Source organism: Geodermatophilus sp. YIM 151500 (assembly GCF_025716945.1).
GTDB lineage: Bacteria > Actinomycetota > Actinomycetes > Mycobacteriales > Geodermatophilaceae > YIM-151500.
In genome coordinates this window covers 14,456-32,704 of the sequence record NZ_JAOVZT010000010.1, presented here as the reverse complement: position 1 = coordinate 32,704, position 18,249 = coordinate 14,456, and the positions used below count along the sequence as shown (strand labels likewise).

At 74.3% G+C, this 18,249-nt stretch carries 15 protein-coding genes; 8 read left to right on the top strand and 7 right to left on the bottom strand.

The window, feature by feature from the left end; all coding sequences use genetic code 11:
• The 6 genes from OF117_RS16110 (at position 1) to OF117_RS16085 (ending at position 6,624) form a co-directional block, all read left to right on the top strand.
• A complete protein-coding gene (locus OF117_RS16110; RefSeq protein WP_263553858.1) occupies positions 1-1,137 on the top strand; it encodes a glycerate kinase in 1,137 nt (378 codons plus the stop codon).
• A 226-nt stretch (positions 1,138-1,363) separates the two neighbouring features.
• Positions 1,364-2,026 carry a GntR family transcriptional regulator gene (locus OF117_RS16105; RefSeq protein ID WP_263553857.1) on the top strand — a complete coding sequence of 221 codons (663 nt, stop codon included), beginning with the start codon at positions 1,364-1,366 and terminating at the stop codon, positions 2,024-2,026.
• Positions 2,027-2,406: 380 nt separating this feature from the next.
• Positions 2,407-3,816 (top strand): MFS transporter, encoded by a 1,410-nt coding sequence (locus OF117_RS16100; RefSeq protein WP_263553856.1) that lies wholly within the window; start codon positions 2,407-2,409, stop codon positions 3,814-3,816.
• Between the two features lie 40 nt (positions 3,817-3,856).
• A complete protein-coding gene (locus OF117_RS16095; protein WP_263553855.1) occupies positions 3,857-4,735 on the top strand; it encodes a transketolase in 879 nt (292 codons plus the stop codon).
• The gene (locus OF117_RS16090) at positions 4,732-5,775 is read left to right on the top strand and encodes a transketolase family protein (protein WP_263553854.1); all 1,044 of its coding nucleotides are present in this window, start codon (positions 4,732-4,734) and stop codon (positions 5,773-5,775) included. Before OF117_RS16095 ends, OF117_RS16090 begins: the two co-directional genes overlap by 4 nt.
• An 87-nt stretch (positions 5,776-5,862) precedes the next feature.
• A complete protein-coding gene (locus OF117_RS16085) occupies positions 5,863-6,624 on the top strand; it encodes an SDR family NAD(P)-dependent oxidoreductase (RefSeq protein ID WP_263553853.1) in 762 nt (253 codons plus the stop codon).
• A 93-nt stretch (positions 6,625-6,717) separates the two neighbouring features.
• Here the strand turns inward: OF117_RS16085 and OF117_RS16080 are convergent, their stop codons facing one another.
• The 4 genes from OF117_RS16080 to OF117_RS16065 are packed head-to-tail and all read right to left on the bottom strand — an operon-like array spanning position 6,718 to position 11,495.
• Positions 6,718-7,470 carry a DeoR/GlpR family DNA-binding transcription regulator gene (locus tag OF117_RS16080; protein ID WP_263553969.1) on the bottom strand — a complete coding sequence of 251 codons (753 nt, stop codon included), beginning with the start codon at positions 7,468-7,470 and terminating at the stop codon, positions 6,718-6,720.
• A 53-nt stretch (positions 7,471-7,523) separates the two neighbouring features.
• Entirely contained in the window at positions 7,524-8,561 is a 1,038-nt protein-coding gene (pdxA, locus tag OF117_RS16075; protein WP_263553852.1) for a 4-hydroxythreonine-4-phosphate dehydrogenase PdxA, read from the bottom strand.
• A gap of 49 nt (positions 8,562-8,610) precedes the next feature.
• The gene (locus OF117_RS16070) at positions 8,611-9,936 is read right to left on the bottom strand and encodes a four-carbon acid sugar kinase family protein (RefSeq protein WP_263553851.1); all 1,326 of its coding nucleotides are present in this window, start codon (positions 9,934-9,936) and stop codon (positions 8,611-8,613) included.
• An 8-nt stretch (positions 9,937-9,944) separates the two neighbouring features.
• Positions 9,945-11,495 (bottom strand): GntP family permease, encoded by a 1,551-nt coding sequence (locus OF117_RS16065; RefSeq protein WP_263553850.1) that lies wholly within the window; start codon positions 11,493-11,495, stop codon positions 9,945-9,947.
• A gap of 361 nt (positions 11,496-11,856) precedes the next feature.
• On the opposite strand from OF117_RS16065, the gene OF117_RS16060 reads away from it, so the two are divergent.
• Both OF117_RS16060 and OF117_RS16055 read left to right on the top strand, forming a co-directional pair.
• The gene (locus OF117_RS16060; protein WP_263553849.1) at positions 11,857-12,870 is read left to right on the top strand and encodes an NADPH:quinone reductase; all 1,014 of its coding nucleotides are present in this window, start codon (positions 11,857-11,859) and stop codon (positions 12,868-12,870) included.
• A 62-nt stretch (positions 12,871-12,932) separates the two neighbouring features.
• Positions 12,933-13,292, top strand: coding sequence for a hypothetical protein (locus tag OF117_RS16055; protein WP_263553848.1), 360 nt, complete (start codon positions 12,933-12,935; stop codon positions 13,290-13,292).
• Positions 13,293-13,386: 94 nt separating this feature from the next.
• On the opposite strand, the gene OF117_RS16050 is transcribed toward OF117_RS16055, so the two are convergent.
• The 3 genes from OF117_RS16050 to OF117_RS16040 form a co-directional block, all read right to left on the bottom strand.
• A complete protein-coding gene (locus OF117_RS16050) occupies positions 13,387-14,541 on the bottom strand; it encodes an acyl-CoA dehydrogenase family protein (protein ID WP_263553847.1) in 1,155 nt (384 codons plus the stop codon).
• Positions 14,542-14,545: 4 nt separating this feature from the next.
• Positions 14,546-16,558 carry an acetyl/propionyl/methylcrotonyl-CoA carboxylase subunit alpha gene (locus OF117_RS16045; RefSeq protein ID WP_318014262.1) on the bottom strand — a complete coding sequence of 671 codons (2,013 nt, stop codon included), beginning with the start codon at positions 16,556-16,558 and terminating at the stop codon, positions 14,546-14,548.
• A gap of 71 nt (positions 16,559-16,629) precedes the next feature.
• Complete coding sequence (locus OF117_RS16040; RefSeq protein WP_263553846.1) at positions 16,630-18,243, bottom strand: carboxyl transferase domain-containing protein; 1,614 nt, start codon at positions 18,241-18,243, stop codon at positions 16,630-16,632.
• Positions 18,244-18,249: the final 6 nt, after the last annotated feature.

The window sequence follows — 18,249 nt, the reverse complement described above, 5'->3', positions numbered from 1 at the left end:
ATGCCCCGCGTCCTGGTCGCGCCCGACAAGTTCAAGGGGTCGCTGCCCGCGACCGAGGTGGCCGCGGCCGTCGCCCGCGGCCTGACCCGCGCCCGGCCGGACGTCGAGGTGACCTGCCTCCCGGTGGCCGACGGCGGCGACGGCACCCTGGACGCGGCGGTCGCCGCGGGCTTCGAGCGGGTGCCGGTCACCGCCACCGGCCCCACCGGCGAGCCGGTCGACACCGCCTACGGACGCCGCGGCGACACCGCCGTGGTCGAGATGGCCGACGTCTCCGGCCTGGTCCGGCTGCCCGGGGGCCGGCTCGCCGCGCGCACGGCGACCAGCCGGGGCACCGGCGAGCTGATCGCCGCCGCGCTCGAGGCCGGCGCCCGGCAGGTGGTCCTGGGCATCGGCGGCAGCGCGACCACCGACGGGGGCGCCGGCCTGCTGCAGGCCCTCGGCGCCCGGCTGCTCGACGCCGACGGCGGCGAGCTGGGGCCCGGCGGGGCGGCGCTGGAGCACCTGGCCGGCCTGGACCTGAGCGGTCTGCACCCGGCGCTGCGCGAGGCGCGGGTGGTGGTCGCCTGCGACGTCGACAACCCGCTCACCGGCCCGACCGGCGCGGCCGCGGTCTACGGCCCGCAGAAGGGCGCCGACCCCGACGACGTCGCGTTCCTCGACCGCTGCCTGGCCCGCCTCGCCGACGCAGTGGCCGAGCAGACCGGCCGCGATCTGCGCGACGAGCCGGGCGCCGGCGCGGCCGGCGGGGTCGGCTTCGCCGCCCTCGCCGTGCTGGGGGCGACGCTGCGGCCGGGCATCGACCTGCTGCTGGAGCTCCTCGACTTCGCCGCGCACGTGCGCGGCACCGATCTGGTGGTCACCGGCGAGGGATCGCTCGACGAGCAGACGCTGCACGGCAAGGCACCGGTCGGCGTGGCCCGCAGAGCCCGGGCGGCCGGGGCATCGGTCGTGGCGGTGTGCGGCGTCCGGAAGCTCTCCGACGATCGGCTGCTGGACGCCGGCATCGACGCGGCCTACGCGCTGGCCGACCTGGAGCCCGACCCGGCGCGCAGCATGGCCGGGGCCGCGCCGCTGCTCGAGGTGGTCGGCGCCCGGGTGGCCGCGGAGCGACTCCGCCCGCCGGCACCACGGTGACCCCCGCCGCTCACCTGCGGCGATCCTTGCCGGCCCGCTGGCGGGGTCACGGCCGTGGCGGTGCGGGTCCTGGTTCCCGGTGCGCGCAGGCGCGTGCCTCCGGGTACCGACTTCAGGGGACCCGCCCGGTCCACGTGCTCCGCACGGAACCTGCATCCGGCAGGATGTCGACAAGCGACCTGTAGACATCGGGCGACGTGCTGCACCAGGAGCAGGGAGGTCCGCCGTGACCGTCGAGCCGTTGTCCAGTCTCGACCGCAGCACCCTGCGGGAGCGTTCCCTCGAGGCACTCCGGACGGCGATCACCTCGGGTCGGTACCGCCCGGGTGACCACCTGGGGGAAGTCGAGCTCGCGAGCCACCTCGGGGTGAGCCGGGGGACGGTGCGGGAGGCGTTGCGGCACCTCCAGCAGGAGGGGCTCGTCACGGCCGGCAACCGCGGGATGCTCCGGGTCAACAGCCTGGCCCCCAAGGAGGTGCGGGAGCTGTTCCGGGTGCGCGCAGCGCTCGAGGGGCTCGCCGCCGCGGAGCTCAGCGCATCCTCCGGCCGGGCGGAGGCCGTGACCAGGTTGCGGGAGGCGCTGTCGCGCCTGGCCGACCACGGCGACTTCGCAGCTCGGGTCGAGGCCGACCTCGGCTTCCACCTGCTGCTGTGCCAGCTGTCCGGGAACTCCATGCTGGTCGAGGCATGGCGGAACCTCGAGGGCCGCATCCGCGTCGCCATCATCAACCGCGAGCCGGACGAGGCGCCCCCGATGATGTCGCGGGACCGGCACTCCCCGATCATCGATGCCATCGAGAAGGGCGACGTGTCGGCGGCGGTGGCCGTGGTCGAGGAGCACATGGCCGCGGCCGCGGAACACTTCGCGGACCCGCATCCCGCCGGCTGAGCCAGGACGCCGGCCCGGTCAGGACGCCGGCCGGCTGACCCCTCCACCGGCAGCGGCCCGCCGGCGGACCGACCCGGACCACCCCTGCCCAGGTGGCGTGACCCGCACCACAGGACCCGCCCGCTGACCGTGGTCAGCGACCGCCTCCGTGCGTCCGTGCAGGCTCCCACCTGCGACTTCTGCAGGCCGGTCGGATGTCCCCCGCTCCGGGTGTCGCCCCTGCGGGCCGCGTGCCGGGCCCGGAGCGGTGTCCGCGAGGCCCCAGTGACCCTTGACACATGTCACCTGCACCCCGATGCTGTTTCCCGACAGCCGACTGTTGACACTCAACAGATAACGGGGACGGTTGTCGCTCACTCCCTTGACCAGCGGAGGTCACCATGACCGAGCGCCACCCACCCGTCCGCGATCCACACCTCGAGGAAGTCGCCGCCTGGCACCCGATCGAGGGCACGCCGACCAAGAAGAAGGTCGCCATCGGCTGCTCGGTCGGCGCGACGATCGAGACGTACGACTTCATCGGCTTCGGCATCGCGGCGGCGCTGTACTTCAACACCGCCTTCTTCCCCGCGGACGACCCGCTGTCGGGCACGCTGCTCTCCTTCGCCACGCTCGGCATCGGTTTCGCGGTGCGCCCGCTCGGCGGGATCATCGGCGGCTACCTCGGCGACAAGATCGGCCGGAAGCCGGTCCTCGTCGCCTCCCTGCTGCTGATGGGCATCGCGACGGTCCTCATCGGTTGCCTGCCCACCTACCAGCAGGTCGGCATCTGGGCCGGGGTCCTGCTGGTGCTCGTGCGTGTCGTGCAGGGGCTCGCGTTCGGGGCCGAGTGGGGCGGCGCCATCCTCATGTGCTTCGAGCACGCTCCCTGGCGCAAGAAAGGCCTGTACACCGGGATCACGCAGGCCGGCTTCCCGGTCGGGCTGCTGCTGGCCAACCTGGCGTTCCTGGTCAGCGTGCCGCTGGGCGGCTCGTGGGCGTGGCGGGTGCCGTTCCTGCTCAGCGCCGTCCTGATCGTCGTGGGCATCGTCATCCGGCTCAAGGTCGAGGAGTCGCCGGAGTTCGAGGAGCTCAAGGAGGAGGGCGAGATCTCGGGGAACCCCCTCCTCGAGGTGCTCCGCGACGACTGGCGCAACATCCTGCGCGCCTTCTGCCTGCGGATCACCGAGACCGCCGGCTACGCGGTGTCGGTCACCTTCATGCTGTCGTACGTCGCCGCCGAGGAGCTGGCCGACCGGTCGGTCACCCTGACCGCGACGATGATCGCCGCCGGGATCGGCATCGTCGCCACCACGTACTGGGGTGCGCTCACCGACCGGATCGGCCGGCGCCCGGTGTACCTGTTCGGCACCGCGCTGCACGTGCTCTGGGGCATCCCGCTCTTCCTCACGGTCAACACCGGCGCCGCGGTGGCGATCGTCGTCGCGTTCGTCATCAGCTACGCGGTCTGCCAGAACTCGCTGGCCGGGGTGCAGGGCGCCTGGTTCTCCGAGCTGTTCGCGACCAAGACCCGCACCACGGGTGCCTCGCTGGCCTACCAGATGTCGGCCGTCGTGTCCGGCTTCACGCCGCTGATCACCACCGCCCTCTACGCCGGCTACGGCTGGACCGGCCCGGCCCTGCTGTTCATCGGTTACGGCGTGCTGGGCCTGGTCGCCGCGCTGGTCACCCGGGAGACCTGGGGCCGCGTGGAGCGCGAGGAGGTCGCCGCCCTGGAACGCACCCTGGCCGACCCGAGCGCGCCGGGGCGGCACCCCGTTCGGCGCCCCGGGTCGATGAGCGGCAGCTGACGACACCCGACGGACCCACCCGCACGCAAAGGAGCACGTCATGACATCGCTCAGCACACCGCCGGTCACGGCGGACAGCACGCGCGGCCAGGAGGACCGGATCGACCGGATCCGCCAGGCCGCCTACCGGATCCGGCGGAACGCCCTGGACATGGGGGAGGTGCAGGGGCAGGGCTACATCGGCCAGGCGCTGGGCGTCGCCGACGTCCTGGCCGTGGTCTACACCGACCAGCTGCGCTACCGCCCCGAGGACCCGCACTGGCCCGACCGCGACCGGTTCCTGCTCTCCATCGGCCACTACGCCATCGCCCTGTACGCCGCACTGGCCGAGGCCGGGATCATCCCGGCCGAGGAGCTGGAGACCTACGGCTCGGACGACTCGCGACTGCCCATGTCGGCGATGGCGTCCTACACCCCGGGCATGGAGATCTCCGGCGGCTCGCTCGGCCACGGCCTGGGGGTGGCCACCGGCATGGCCCTCGGGCTGCGCCACCTCGGCAACCCGGCGCGAGTGTTCGACCTGCTGTCGGACGGCGAGCTGGACGAGGGCTCCACGTGGGAGGCGGCCCTGGCCTGCGCCCACCACGGCCTGGACAACGTGACCGCCGTCGTCGACGTCAACGCGCTGCAGGCCGACGGCCCCACCGCGGGCGTGCTGCGCACCGAGCCGGTCGTCGACAAGTGGCGCGCGTTCGGCTGGCACGCCCTCCGCGTCGACGGGAACGACGTCGCCGCGCTCGTCGACGCCTTCGACGAACTCCGGGAGCACCGCGGCTCACCCTCGGTGCTCATCTGCGACACCCGCATCGGATCCGGGGTGCCGCTGCTCGAGGGCCGGGAGAAGGCCCACTTCATGCGGGTCGAGCCGCACGAGTGGCAGATCGCCCGCGACCAGCTCGAGGAAGGACTGTCCCGGTGACCAGCACCGCACCCCGCAAGAAGCTCACCACCTCGGCGATGATCGCCTCCTTCGCCGACCCCGGTCAGCGCACGAGCAGCGCCCCCTTCGGGCACGCGCTGACCAGGCTGGCCCACGAGCGCCCCGAGATCGTCGGGCTCTCGGCGGACCTGGCGAAGTACACCGACATGCACGTGTTCCGCGACGCGTTCCCGGACCGCTTCTTCCAGATGGGCATGGCCGAGCAGGTGATGCTCGGCGCCGCGGCCGGGCTGGCCGAGGTCGGGCTGGTGCCGTTCGCGTCCACGTACTCGGTGTTCGCCACCCGCCGCGCCTACGACTTCCTCTGCCTCGACATCGCCGAGCCGGGCCTCAACGTGAACGTCGTCGGCGCGCTGCCCGGGCTCACGACCGGCTACGGGCCCAGCCACCAGGCCACGGAGGACCTGGCGATCCTGCGCGGCTGCCCGAACCTGACGATCGTCGATCCGTGCGACTCGGTGGACATCGAACAGGCGGTGCCGGCACTCGCGGCCGCACCGGGCCCCACCTACCTGCGACTGCTGCGCGGGGCGGTGCCGACGGTGCTCGACGAGTACGACTACCGGTTCGAGCTGGGCAAGGCCGCCGAGCTGCGCACCGGCCGGGACGTCGTCCTGATCTCGACCGGGCTGATGACCATGCGGGCGCTGCAGGCCGCGGCCCGGCTGGAGGCCGACCACGTCGACGTCGCCGTCCTGCACGTCCCGACCATCAAGCCGCTGGACACCGAGGCGGTCCTGCGCGCGGCGCGCACCGACCGGCTCGTGGTGACGTGCGAGAACCACACGGTCGTCGGCGGCCTGGGTGAGGCAGTCGCCTCGACGCTCGCGTTCGCCGGGGTGGGGACGCGGCTGGTCCCGATCGCGCTGCCCGACGAGTTCCTCGCCGCCGGCGCCCTGCCGACCCTGCACGACCGCTACGGCCTGTCGACCGACGCCGTCGTCGCCCGCGTCAAGGCCGAGCTGGGCGGTGGCGCGCACGCGCCGTGGGCCGCCGACCCCACGCCGGCCACGGCCTGACCCACCGACCCCGGCCGGGTCGGCGGCCCCACCCGCCGACCCGGCCCCGCCCGGAACCAATACGTCCGACAGAACCGGAGGAGAACCATGTCCCTCACCGAGAAGACCGCCGTCGTCACCGGCGCCGGATCCAAGCGCGGCATCGGTCGCGCGACCGCCCACACGCTCGCCGCCGCCGGCTGGAACGTCGCCGTCCTCGACCTGGACGAGGCGAGCGCCAAGGACGCCGCCTCCGAGGTGGAGGAGCGCAACGGCGTCCAGGCCGTCGGGGTGGGCTGCGACATCACCGACGAGGCGTCGGTGCAGAACGCGCTGGCCGTCCTCGACAGCGCGCTGCCCCCGGTCGGCGCGCTGGTCAACAACGCCGGCATCACCTCGCCCGTCCCCTTCCTCGAGGTCACCGGCGAGGAGTGGGACCGCATCTTCGCCGTCAACGTGCGCGGCGCCTTCAACGTCACCCGGCGCCTCGCGCCCGGCATGGCCCAGCGCGGCTTCGGCCGGATCGTCTTCCTCTCCTCGGTGTCGGCCGAGCGCGGCGGCGGCGTCTTCGGTGGGGTCGCCTACTCCGCGGCGAAGGCGGCGGAGCTGGGCTTCACGCGTGCCCTCGCCCGCGAACTGGGCCCCGCGGGCGTGACGGTGAACGCCGTCGCCCCGGGGCTGATCGACACCGACATCACCGGCGGCGCGCTGGAGGGCGAGCGCAAGACCCAGCTCGTCGCCGGGATCCCCGTCGGCCGCAACGGCCGGGTCGCCGACGTGGCCGACCTGATCACCTACCTGTGCCGCGAGGAGTCCGGCTACATCACCGGCGCCACCTACGACGTCAACGGGGGCTCGCACATCCACTGACCGGTCCCCGAGCCCGGGTCGCCACCGCTGGGAGGCGACCCGGGTCTCGGCGTCGCCGCGGGCCCGGGCCGCCTCCCCGCGGCCCGGGCCCGGTCACGGCGCCGCGCGCAGGGCGATCCCGTGCCGCTCGCACGCGGCCACGGTCGCCGGTTCCACGCCGCCGTCGGTGAGCACCGTCCAGGCGGGGTCGATGCGCAGCCAGGCCGGCGCGCGCCCGGCGGCGAACTTCGACGCGTCGGCGAGCAGCACCACCTGCTGCGCCCGGCCGGCCGCCACCTCCTTGACCCAGGTCTCCTCGACCGTGGGCTCGCCCAGACCGCGTTCGGCATCGACGGTGTCGGCGCCGAGGAAGGCGACGTCGAAGCTCATCCGCTCCAGCGCGATCGAGGCCAGCGGGCCGACCAGGCCGTGGCTGAGGGGCTGCACCTGGCCGCCCACCACGACCACCCGCACGTCCGGAGACCGGACGAGCAGCAGGGCGGCCTCCAGCCCGCGGGTCACCACCGTCGTCGGTCCCGTCCCGGACGGCGTCCCGGTGCCGGCGAGCACCCGGGCCAGCGCCAGGCACGTCGTCCCGGCGTCCAGGAACACCGTGCCCCCGGCCGGGACCAGCTCGGCCGCCGCCGCGGCGATGGCCGCCTTGGCGGCCGCGTGCAGCCGGGCGCTCTCGCCGAACGACCGCTCGGCGAGCACGTCGTCGCGCACCATCGCCCCGCCGTAGGTGCGGGCGATCCGCCCCTCGCGCTGCATGCGTGCGAGGTCGCGGCGCACCGTCGAGGCGGAGACGCCGACCCGCTGGGCCAGCGCCTCGACACCGTCGACGCCGGCGCGCAGCAGGGCCAGCAGGGCGGCGTGCCGCTGCTGGGTGGCCCGGCGCGTGCCGGCGTCCTCGGGGTTGCTCAGGGCGTGTACGCCTTCCGGATGGTGTCGGCGAACGGGGCGTAGTCGACCGCGGCGAGGTAGGCCGACAGCATCGTGCCGGCGCCGGCCTTGCCGGTGCCGGCGATGTCGAACGCCGTGCCGTGGTCGACGGAGGTCCGCAGGATCGGCAGGCCGACGGTCACCGAGATCGTGCCGTCGAAGTCGAAGGTCTTGGCCGGGATGTGCCCCTGGTCGTGGAAGTGCGACAGGACGCCGTCGTAGCGGCCGACCAGCCCCTGGTGGAACACCGAGTCGGCCGGGATGGGCCCGCGCACGTCCAGCCCCTCGGCCCGCGCCGCCTCGCACGCCGGGCCGATGTGCACGATCTCCTCGTCGCCGAAGTTGCCGTTCTCCCCGCCGTGCGGGTTGAGCGCGGCCACGGCCAGCCGGGGGTTCTGCACGCCGAAGACCTGCAGCGCGGTGTGCGCCCGGTGGATGGACTCCTCCACCCGCTGCTTGGAGATCTGGTCGATGGCCTTCCGCAGCGCCACGTGCCGGGTGGTGAAGAAGATCCGCAGGTGGTGGCCCTCCTGCGCGGTGTTCCGGACGACGAACATCGTGTCCTGCTGGGTCACCCCGGTCAGCTCGCCGAGCATCTCGGTGTGGCCGAGGTGCTGCGAGCCGGCCGCCCAGATCGCCTCCTTGTTGATCGGGCTGGTGACCACCCCGGCGACCTCGCCGTCCAGCGCGGCCTGCGTGGCCCGCTCGATGGCGGCGACGGCCGCGCGGCCGGCCCGCTCGTCGACCTTGCCCCACTCCGGGACGTCGTCGCCGAGAACGCCGGTGTCGACGACGTCGATGACGCCGTCCTGCGGCTCGGTGCCGAAGCCGTCGACGACGCGCACCTCGACGTCGAGGCCCATCGCCTGCACCCCGCGGCGCAGCGCGGCGGGGTCGCCCACGGCGACGCCGTGGTGGCCCTCGGCGCCGGCGGTCTCGGCCAGCGTCACCGCGGTGATCTCCGGGCCGATGCCGACCGGGTCGCCGAGGGTCACCGCGAGGACGTGCCGTGTCATGTCGTGCTCCTTGTCGGTCGGTGTGCCGGTGGGCCGGTCGGTCGGTGGGTCAGTACGGGGTGCGGGACTCGGCCGACGCGACGTGCCGGCGGTTGAGCTCGACGGTGCGGCGCAGGTGGTCCACGCACGCGACGGTGGTACCCGCGTCGCCGATCAGGCCGCCCTTGGTGACGACCTGCAGGCCGTCCCACGGCCCGCCGACGACGCTGCCCGCGACCGCGAGCGGCACGACCTCCCCGGAGATCTCCAGGCCGTGCGAACCGAGCTCGGCCAGCACCGCGGCGGTGACGTCGCCGCCGGTGGTGAACAGGCCGTCGACGGCGTGGGTCTCCAGGTTGCGGCGCACCGCGCGGGCCAGCTCGCGCGGGATCCGGTCGGCGTCGCCGGGCTCGATGCGCCGCACGTCGGCGTCCTCGACGACGGTGGCCAGGACGACGACGTCGCCCTGGCCGGCCGCGGTCAGCAGCTCGTCGAGCAGCTTGGTGGTGGCGTCGGCGTCGGGGACCGCGCTGCCCTCCAGGGTGGGCACGCGGTGCGGTTGCGCGCCGCGCTCGGCCGCCAGCCGTCGCAGCTGCCGGCGGGTCAGCTCGGTCGCCGAGCCGGAGACGACCAGCAGCGGCGCGCCGTGCGCCGTCCGGTCCAGGCCGAGGGCCCGGGCCATGGCCAGCGACGCCGGGCCCGGGTCGACGGTCACCCAGACGACGTCGCGGCCCTCGGCCGCGGCCACGGCGGCCTCGGCGATGCGGTCGAGGTGCTCCTCGGTGGTGGCGTCGGCGACGAGCAGCTCCGCGCCGTCGTCGAGGGCCGTGCGGACGGCGGCCACCAGGTCCACGCGCGGGCCGGTGACGACGGCCATGTCGACCTTCCGGGCGGTGAGCGGGGCCTGCTGGTGGACGATCTCGACGACGTCGGAGGTGCGCATCGGCGTCCGGGCGTCGCGGGCGACCTCCGTCTCCTCCAGCCGCCGTCCGCCGAGCAGCTGGTGCCCGCCGATGGTGTGCCGCCCGGCCGCCGGGTAGGCCGGGGCGCACAGCGCCACGACCCGGGAGCCGGTCAGCTCGCCGACCTCGCGCAGCAGCGCCTCGGTGGTGGCGCCGACGTTGCCGCGCAGCGTGGTGTCGATGCGGTTGCACACCAGCCGAGCCGGCCAGCCGGCCCGCACGACCGCCCGGGCCAGCTGCCGGGCGACGTCCGGGTCGGCGTGCCGGCTGTCGGTGTTGGCGACGACGACGTCGAAGCGGGACACCATCTCGGGAATCACGTCGCTGCGCTCGGCCGCGCTCGCCGTCACCGACCGCAGCCCCGCCGAGGCGAAACCCGCCGCAGCGGCGTTCCCGCCGGTGAGGTCGTCGGCGACGAGGAGCACGGAGGCCATCGGGCGCCTCAGAGGAACAGGCTGGCGACGAGCAGCAGCGGCAGCGAGGCGGCCCAGACCGCGGTGGTGATGCCCGACCAGCCCCGCAGCGCGGCCGTGCCGTCCAGCCCGGTGAAGCGCGTGACGACCCAGAAGTACGAGTCGTTGAAGTAGCTGAACACCATGGAGCCGGCGCAGCAGGCCAGCGCGGCCAGCAGCGGCGACAGCCCGATGCCGGCCACCAGCGGCGCGGTGACCGACGCCGCGGTGATCATCGCGACGGTGCCCGAGCCCTGCGCGAGCCGGACGAGCGAGGCGACGACGAACGGGATGAGCACGGCCGGCAGGGACAGGTCGGCGATCGCCTCGGCCAGCGCGTCACCGACGCCGGAGTCGCGGAGCACCTGGCCGAGCGCGCCGCCCGCGCCGGTGATCAGGATGATCAGCCCGGCCGACGCCGCGGCGTCGGCGAGCCAGCCGTGCACCCGCTTGCGCGGCGTCCAGCGCGGCAGCAGCACGTAGACGGCCAGGATGATGCCGACGGTCAGCGCGACGACCGGGTTGCCGACGAACGCCAGCACCGCGGCGGCCGTCGACGGGGTGTACTCGTCGGTGGGCGCGAGCACGCCCTGGGCGTTGCGGTCGATCGCGGTCGCGACGGTGTTGAGCACGATCAGCAGCAGCGGCACGAAGAGCGGCAGGGACGCCAGCCCGAAGGTCATCCGGTGCGGCTTCGCCCCTTCGGGCGCCTCGCCGAGCTGGTGGACCGGCTCGTCGGACGGCGGCTCACCGCCGTGGGGCGGGCTGGTCGGGCCGCCGGTCTCGGTGACCGCGGTGCCGCCGCCGGAGCGGGCGCCGGCCGCACCGCCGGTCGCCGCGCCGCTGGCTGCCGCGCCGCTGGCTGCTGCGCCGCTGGTCGCCGCGGCGCGGGCGTAGACGGCGTCCCGGACGGTCTCGTTGATCTCCGGCTCCAGCTTCGGGCCGATCCAGGCCGCGTAGCCGATGACCACCGGGATCAGGATGACCGCGAAGACCAGGCCGGCGAGAATGAGCCCGCCGAGGTCGGCCCCGAGGATGCCCGCCACGCCGAGCGGCCCGGGGGTCGGCGGCACCAGGTGGTGGGTGAGGGTCATGCCGCAACCGAGCGCGAGCGCGAGGGTGACGTAGCGGCCGTTCAGCCGCCGGGCGATGGACCGCGCCAGCGGGTTCATGATCACGTAGCCGGAGTCGCAGAACACCGGGATCGAGACGACCGCCCCGGTGCCGGCCATCGCCCAGTGCTCGCGTCCCTTGCCGAGCGCCTTGACGAAGGTCCGGGCCAGCGCGTCGGCCGCGCCGGAGACCTCGAGCATCTTGCCGATCGCCACGCCGAGGCCGATCACGATGCCGATGGAGGCCAGCGTGTTGCCGAAGCCGGTGGTGATCGAGGTGATCGTCTCCCCGACCGGAGAGCCGGCGACGAAGCCGGTGACCAGCGCGGCGATCAGCAGCGCCACGAAGGCGTCGAGGCGGGTGCGCAGCACCAGCACGACGATCGTCGCGATGCCCAGCACCAGCGCCAGGAGCAGTTGCACGTCCACGCAGAACCTCCCTGCGGCCCTCCGCCGTCGGAGGACGTCCCGGCCATGGTGCGGGACACACCTGCGCGATGCAAGCGGTACCTGACCGCAATATGCGCAAAGTGCGCAACTGAGCGGGGCTGGGTCGGCCCCGTGGCCGACCCGTGGCGCGACCTTGCTGCGCCGACCCCAGCGAATCGTGTGCCACCGATCGGGTGCTCGCGCGTCGAACGGCCGTGCCCGGCGCCACGCACCCGGGGGACCGCAGCTCGACCAGGAGGCGGTTGCCCGCCGCGACGCCGGCCGGCGCGCAGCTCGGACCCGAGGACAGGTTCGCGTCCGCGCACGCACCGCGGCCCCGCAGCGGGGGTAGAGGGGAGCCATGCGTGCCATCTCCTACAGCAAGCGCGGCGACCCGGACGTCCTCGAGCTCGTCGAGAGCCCTCCGCCCGACCCCGGTCCGGGCGAGGTGCGCGTCCGCGTCGCCTTCTCCGGGGTCAACCCCACCGATTGGAAGGCCCGGCGGAACAACGACCCGGGGCCGGACGGCCAGGTCCCCCACCAGGACGGCGCCGGCACCGTCGACGCGGTCGGCCGCGGCGTCGACCCGGCGATCCTCGGCGAGCGGGTGTGGATCTGGGAGGCCGCCTGGCGACGCCGCTGGGGCACGGCCGCCGAGCACACCGTCGTCCCGGCGCGGCACGTCGTCCTGCTCGGTGCCGCGCCGCCGTTCGAGCTCGGCGCGGCGCTGGGCATCCCCTTCCTGACCGCGCACCGGTGCCTGACCGTGGCCGAGTCACTGCCCGACCGGCTCGGCGCCGGAGCGCTGACCGGGCACACCGTGCTCGTGCAGGGCGGCGCCGGTGCGGTCGGCAACGCGGCGATCCAGCTGGCCCGCTGGGCCGACGCGACGGTGGTCACCACGGTCAGCAGCCCGCGGAAGGCGCAGCTGGCGGCCGCCGCCGGCGCCGACCACGTCGTCGACTACACGCGGCAGGACGTCGTCGCCGAGGTGCGCAAGATCGCGCCGAAGGGCGTCGACGCGATCGTCGAGGTGTCGGCGGCCACCAACGCCGCGGTCGACGCCCAGGTGATCGGCGCGCACGGCGCGGTGGCCGTGTACGCCGGTGACACCGGGGACGAGGTGACCGTGCCCGTGCGGTCGCAGATGACGCCCAACACGCGATGGCAGTTCGTGCTCGTCTACACCGAACCAGAGCGGGCGAAGGTGCTCGCGATCGAGGACGTCAACGCCGCCGTGCTGGACGGCGCCGTCCGGGTCGGCGAGGCGGCCGGCCTGCCGCTGCACGTCTTCCCGCTGGCGCGGACCGCCGACGCGCACCGGTCCGTGGAAGACGGCGCCGTCGGCAAGGTGCTGGTCGACGTCACCGCCTGATCGGCCGCTCCCCGGCGGCCCGGCTCCTGTCCCGCCGGCGGGCGCTGCAGCAGGATGGCGGCGTGGCCCTCCCGGAGCGTCTGACCATCCGCAGCCTGTACCTATACCTCGTCTGCCTGGTCACGCTGGTGATCACCATCTTCGCCACGGTGAACCTGGTGCGCGGTGTCGTGGAGGTCGCCTACCCCGACCCCGGCTACTTCGGCTACGTGGCCCCGGTCGAGGGCGAGCCCGCGCCGAGCGAGGCGGAGATCCGGCGGCAGGAGGAACTGGCCGAGCGGTCGCAGCGCCGGCAGGCGGTGCTCGGCCTCGTCGGCTCCGGGACGACGCTGCTCATCGCCGCGCCGGTCTACCTCTACCACTGGCGGCGCGTGCAGTCGGAGCTGTCGGCGCGCACGGAGGCACCGGCACGCACCGAGTAGCTATGCCCTCGTGAGGCATAGGAAGCTTTGCCCCCCGTCAGGGCAGCCGCGACCGGGGGCAAAGCTTCCTATGCCCCCAAGGGGCGCCGACGGATCAGCCGACGCCCAGGTCGCGGGCGATCAGCATCCGCTGCACCTCGCTGGTGCCCTCGCCGATCTCCAGGATCTTCGCGTCGCGGTAGAACCGCCCCACGGGGAACTCGTTCATGAAGCCGTAGCCGCCGTGCACCTGGGTGGCGGCGCGGGCGTTGTCCACGGCGCACTCGGAGCTGTACAGCTTGGCGATCGCCGCCTCGCGCTTGAACGGCTCGCCGCGCAGCATCTTCTCGGCCGCCCGGTAGTAGGCCAGCCGCGCGGTGGAGGCGCGCACCTCCATGTCGGCGATCATGAACTGCACGGCCTGGTTGCGGCCGATCGGCTGCCCGAACGCCTCGCGCTGCGCCGCGTACTTCACCGACTCGTCCACGCAGCCCTGCGCCAGCCCGACGGCGAGCGCGCTGATCGCCACGCGTCCCTCGTCGAGGATCGACAGGAACTGCGCGTAGCCCCGGCCCCGCTCCCCGACCAGGTTCTCCTCGGGCACGCGGACGTCGCTGAACGAGAGCTCGCGGGTGTCCGAGGCGTTCCAGCCGACCTTCGAGTACCGCTGGCCGACGGTGAGACCCGGCGTGCCCGCGGGCACGAGGATGGCCGAGATCTCCTTGCCGCCGTCCGGTCGCGTGCCGGTCACCGCGGTCACCGTGACCAGGGCCGTCAGCTCGGTGCCGGAGTTGGTGATGAACGCCTTGGACCCGTTGATCACCCAGTGGCCGTCCTCCAGCCGAGCCGTCGTCCGGGTCGCCCCGGCGTCGGAACCGCCGCCCGGCTCGGTCAGCCCGAAGGCGCCCAGCGCCTCCCCCGCGCAGAGCCGGGGCAGCCACTCGCGCTTCTGCTCCTCGGTGCCGAACCGGAAGATCGGCATGGCCCCCAGCGACACCCCGGCCTCCAGGGTGATCGCCACCGAGCTGTCCACCCGGGCCAGCTCCTCCAGCGCCACGCACAGGTGGAAGTAGTCGCCGCCCGCCCCGCCGTACTCCTCGGGGAAGGGCAGCCCGAACAGCCCCAGCTCACCCATCTGCCGGACGATGTCGGTCGGGAACTCGTCCCGCTCGTAGTACTCCCCGATCCGCGGCGCGATGACGTCCAGCGAGAACTCGCGGACGGTCTTGCGCAGGGCCTCGGTCTCCTCGTCGAGCCGGTAGTCCAGCATCTGTCTACGTCTCCTGCCGCTCGTCGGCGGACGACGCCGGGGTCACCAGCGCCAGCCGCTCGTCCAGCCGGACCGACTGGCCGGCCGTCACACCGAGCTCGGCGACCGTCCCCGCGACGGGGGCGGTCAGCACGTGCTCCATCTTCATCGCCTCGACGACCAGCAGCGGGGTCCCCGCCTCCACCCGGTCGCCCACGGAGGCCTGCACCACGGTCACCGTGCCGGGCATCGGCGCGGTCACCACGCCGTCGCCGGCGGCCGGGCCACCGGACGACGACAGCCGCTCGTGCTCGCGGAAGCTCGTCACGTGCCCGTCCGCGGCCAGCCACACCGAGCCGCCCGCGTGGACGACGACGTAGTCCAGCGTCAGCCCGTCCAGCGACACCCACAGGCGGTCGCCGTCCCGGTGCGCCCGCGCCGGCCGGGGCTCGCCGTCGCCGACGGCGACCTCCGCATCGGCCGCCCGGCCGCGCACCCGCACCGTGACCGGTTCGCCACCGGGCGCCTGCAGCCGGCGCACCGTCCACGCCGGCTCGCCCAGCCGCCAGCCGTCGGGCACGTCCCAGCGGTCGACGACGGGGCCGGCCGGTTCGGACTCCAGCAGCAGCGCGAGCGCGGCGGCCGCGTGGACGTGCGCCGGTGGAGGCTCGGGAAGGGTGAGCTCGTCGCCGCGGCGCTCGATCAGCCCGGTGTCGAGCCGGCCGGCGGCCACGTCGGGGTCGGCGAGCAGCGCGCGCAGGAACGGCACGTTGGTGGTCACGCCGAGGACGGCGGTGTGCCCGAGGGCGCCGATGAGCCGGGCCCGCGCGGTGTCGCGGTCGGGCGCCCAGGCGACCACCTTGGCCAGCATCGGGTCGTAGTCGGTACCCACCACCGAGCCGACGGCCAGCGAGCTGTCGACGCGGATGCCCGGCCCCGACGGTTCGACGAGGCCCAGCACCGTCCCGGCCTGCGGGAGGAAGCCGCGCGCCGGGTCCTCGGCGTAGAGCCGCGCCTCGATGGCGTGCCCGTCGAGCGCCACGTCGCCCTGGTCGAGGCCCAGCCGCTCGCCGGCCGCGACCCGCAGCTGCAGTTCGACCAGGTCGAGGCCGGTGACCAGCTCGGTGACCGGGTGCTCGACCTGCAGCCGGGTGTTCATCTCGAGGAAGAAGAACTCGCGCGGCGAGTCGGCGTCGACGATGAACTCCACGGTGCCGGCGCCGGTGTAGCCGACCGCCTTCGCCGCGTCGACCGCCGCGCGGCCCATCGCCGCGCGCCCGGCGGCGTCGAGCAGCGGGGAGGGAGCCTCCTCGACGACCTTCTGGTGCCGGCGCTGCAGGCTGCACTCGCGCTCGCCGAGGTGGACGACGGTGCCGTGCGTGTCGCCGAGCACCTGCACCTCGACGTGCCGGGAGTTGCCGACGTACCGCTCGACGAGCAGCGTGTCGTCGCCGAAGGAGCCGCGCGCCTCGCGCCGGGCGGCGGCGATCGCGTCGCGCAGCTCGGCCTCGCGGCGCACCACCCGCATGCCCTTGCCGCCGCCGCCGGCGCTCGGCTTGAGCAGCACCGGGAAGCCGACCGCGACCGCGGCCTCGGCGACCTCGTCGTCGTCCATGCCCGGTTCGGTGCGGCCGGGTACGACCGGCACGCCGGCGGCCATCACGGTCCGCTTGGCGCGGATCTTGTCGCCCATCGCCTCGATCGCGGCCACCGGCGGGCCGACGAAGACGACGCCGGCCTTCTCGCAGGCCCGCGCGAAGTCGACGTTCTCCGACAGGAAGCCGTAACCGGGGTGGACGGCCTGGGCCCCGGTGCGGACGGCGGCGTCGAGCACCCGCTCGATCGAGAGGTAGGACTGCGCGGCCGGCGCCGGGCCGATCGGGACGGCGACGTCGGCGAGCCGGGTGTGCAGCGCGCCGTCGTCCGCCTCGCTGTGCACCGCGACCGAGCGGATGCCCATCGCGCGCAGCGTGCGGATCACCCGCACCGCGATCTCACCCCGGTTGGCGACCAGGACGGTGTCGAACACCCCGCTCACCTCCCTCCTCCGCCCGACGGTCGTGGCCAGACCCGCCGTCGGGACGGCGGTTCTGGCCAGAACCGCCGGGCTCACATGCGGAAGACGCCATAGCCGACCTCCTCCAGCGGGGCGTTGGCGCAGGCCGAGAGGGCCAGGCCGAGCACGGTGCGGGTGTGCGCGGGGTCGATGACGCCGTCGTCCCAGAGCCGGGCCGTCGCGTAGTACGGGTGCCCCTGCGCCTCGTACTGCGCCCGGATCGGCTCCTTGAAGGCCTCTTCCTCCTCGGCCGGCCACTCCTGCCCGCGGGCCTCGTAGCCGTCGCGGCGCACCTGGGCGAGCACCGACGCGGCCTGCTCCCCGCCCATCACCGAGATCCGGGAGTTCGGCCAGGTGAAGAGGAACCGCGGCGAGTACGCCCGGCCGCACATCGAGTAGTTGCCGGCGCCGAACGAGCCGCCGATGACGACGGTCAGCTTGGGCACCCGGGCGCAGGCGACGGCGGTGACCATCTTGGCGCCGTGCTTGGCGATGCCACCGGCCTCGTAGTCGCGACCGACCATGAACCCGGAGATGTTCTGCAGGAACAGCAGCGGCACCGACCGGCGGTCGCACAGCTCGATGAAGTGCGCGCCCTTGAGCGCGGACTCGGCGAACAGGACGCCGTTGTTGGCCACGACGCCGACCGGGTGCCCGTGCAGCCGGGCGAAGCCGGTGACCAGCGTGGCGCCGTAGAGCGGCTTGAACTCGGCGAACCGGCTGCCGTCGACCAGCCGGGCGATCACCTCGCGGACGTCGTAGGGCGTGCGCGGATCGGGCGGCACGACGTCGTAGACCGACTCGGCCGCGTGCAGCGGCTCCTCCACCGGCGCGAGGTCCCACGGCCGGGGCGGGCGCGGGCCGAGCGTCGCGACGATCTGCCGGACGATCTGCAGCGCGTGCACGTCGTCGTCGGCGAGGTGGTCGGTCACGCCGCTGACGCGGCTGTGCAGCTCGCCGCCGCCGAGCTCTTCCGCGGTGACCTCCTCGCCGGTCGCGGCCTTCACCAGCGGCGGGCCGCCGAGGAAGATCGTGCCCTGCTCCCGGACGATCACCGCCTCGTCGCTCATCGCCGGCACGTAGGCGCCACCGGCCGTGCACGAGCCCAGGACGGCGGCGATCTGCGGGATGCCGGCCTTCGACATCGTCGCCTGGTTGTAGAAGATCCGGCCGAAGTGCTCGCGATCGGGGAAGACCTCGTCCTGCTTGGGCAGGAACGCGCCGCCGGAGTCGACCAGGTAGATGCACGGCAACCGGTTCTGCAGCGCGACCTCCTGCGCGCGCAGGTGCTTCTTCACGGTGATCGGGTAGTACGTGCCGCCCTTGACCGTGGCGTCGTTCGCCACGACCACGCAATCGCGACCGCTGACCCGGCCGAGGCCGGTGATGATCCCGGCGGCCGGCGCGTCGCCGTCGTAGAGCCCGTGCGCAGCCAGCGGGGAGAGCTCGAGGAAGGGGCTCCCGGGGTCGAGCAGCGCGTCGACCCGGTCGCGGGGCAGCAGCTTGCCGCGCTCGACGTGCCGCTGGCGCGCGCGTTCGCCGCCGCCCAGGGCGACCCGGCCGAGCTGGTCGGCCAGGTCGGCGGCCAGGGCGCGGTGCGCCTCGGCGTTGGCTCCGGCGCGCCCGGCGTCAGCCGGGGCCGCGGCGGTGAGCACCGGTGCGTCCACGCCCCG

Bases quoted from the DNA above. Each gene is read 5' to 3' on its own strand.
- OF117_RS16110 (WP_263553858.1), top strand. From the start codon at position 1: ATGCCCCGCGTCCTGGTCGCGCCCGACAAGTTCAAGGGGTCGCTGCCC.
- OF117_RS16100 (WP_263553856.1), top strand. From the start codon at position 2,407: ATGACCGAGCGCCACCCACCCGTCCGCGATCCACACCTCGAGGAAGTC.
- OF117_RS16095 (WP_263553855.1), top strand. From the start codon at position 3,857: ATGACATCGCTCAGCACACCGCCGGTCACGGCGGACAGCACGCGCGGC.
- OF117_RS16085 (WP_263553853.1), top strand. From the start codon at position 5,863: ATGTCCCTCACCGAGAAGACCGCCGTCGTCACCGGCGCCGGATCCAAG.
- pdxA (WP_263553852.1), bottom strand. From the start codon at position 8,561: ATGACACGGCACGTCCTCGCGGTGACCCTCGGCGACCCGGTCGGCATC.
- OF117_RS16070 (WP_263553851.1), bottom strand. From the start codon at position 9,936: ATGGCCTCCGTGCTCCTCGTCGCCGACGACCTCACCGGCGGGAACGCC.
- OF117_RS16060 (WP_263553849.1), top strand. From the start codon at position 11,857: ATGCGTGCCATCTCCTACAGCAAGCGCGGCGACCCGGACGTCCTCGAG.
- OF117_RS16050 (WP_263553847.1), bottom strand. From the start codon at position 14,541: ATGCTGGACTACCGGCTCGACGAGGAGACCGAGGCCCTGCGCAAGACC.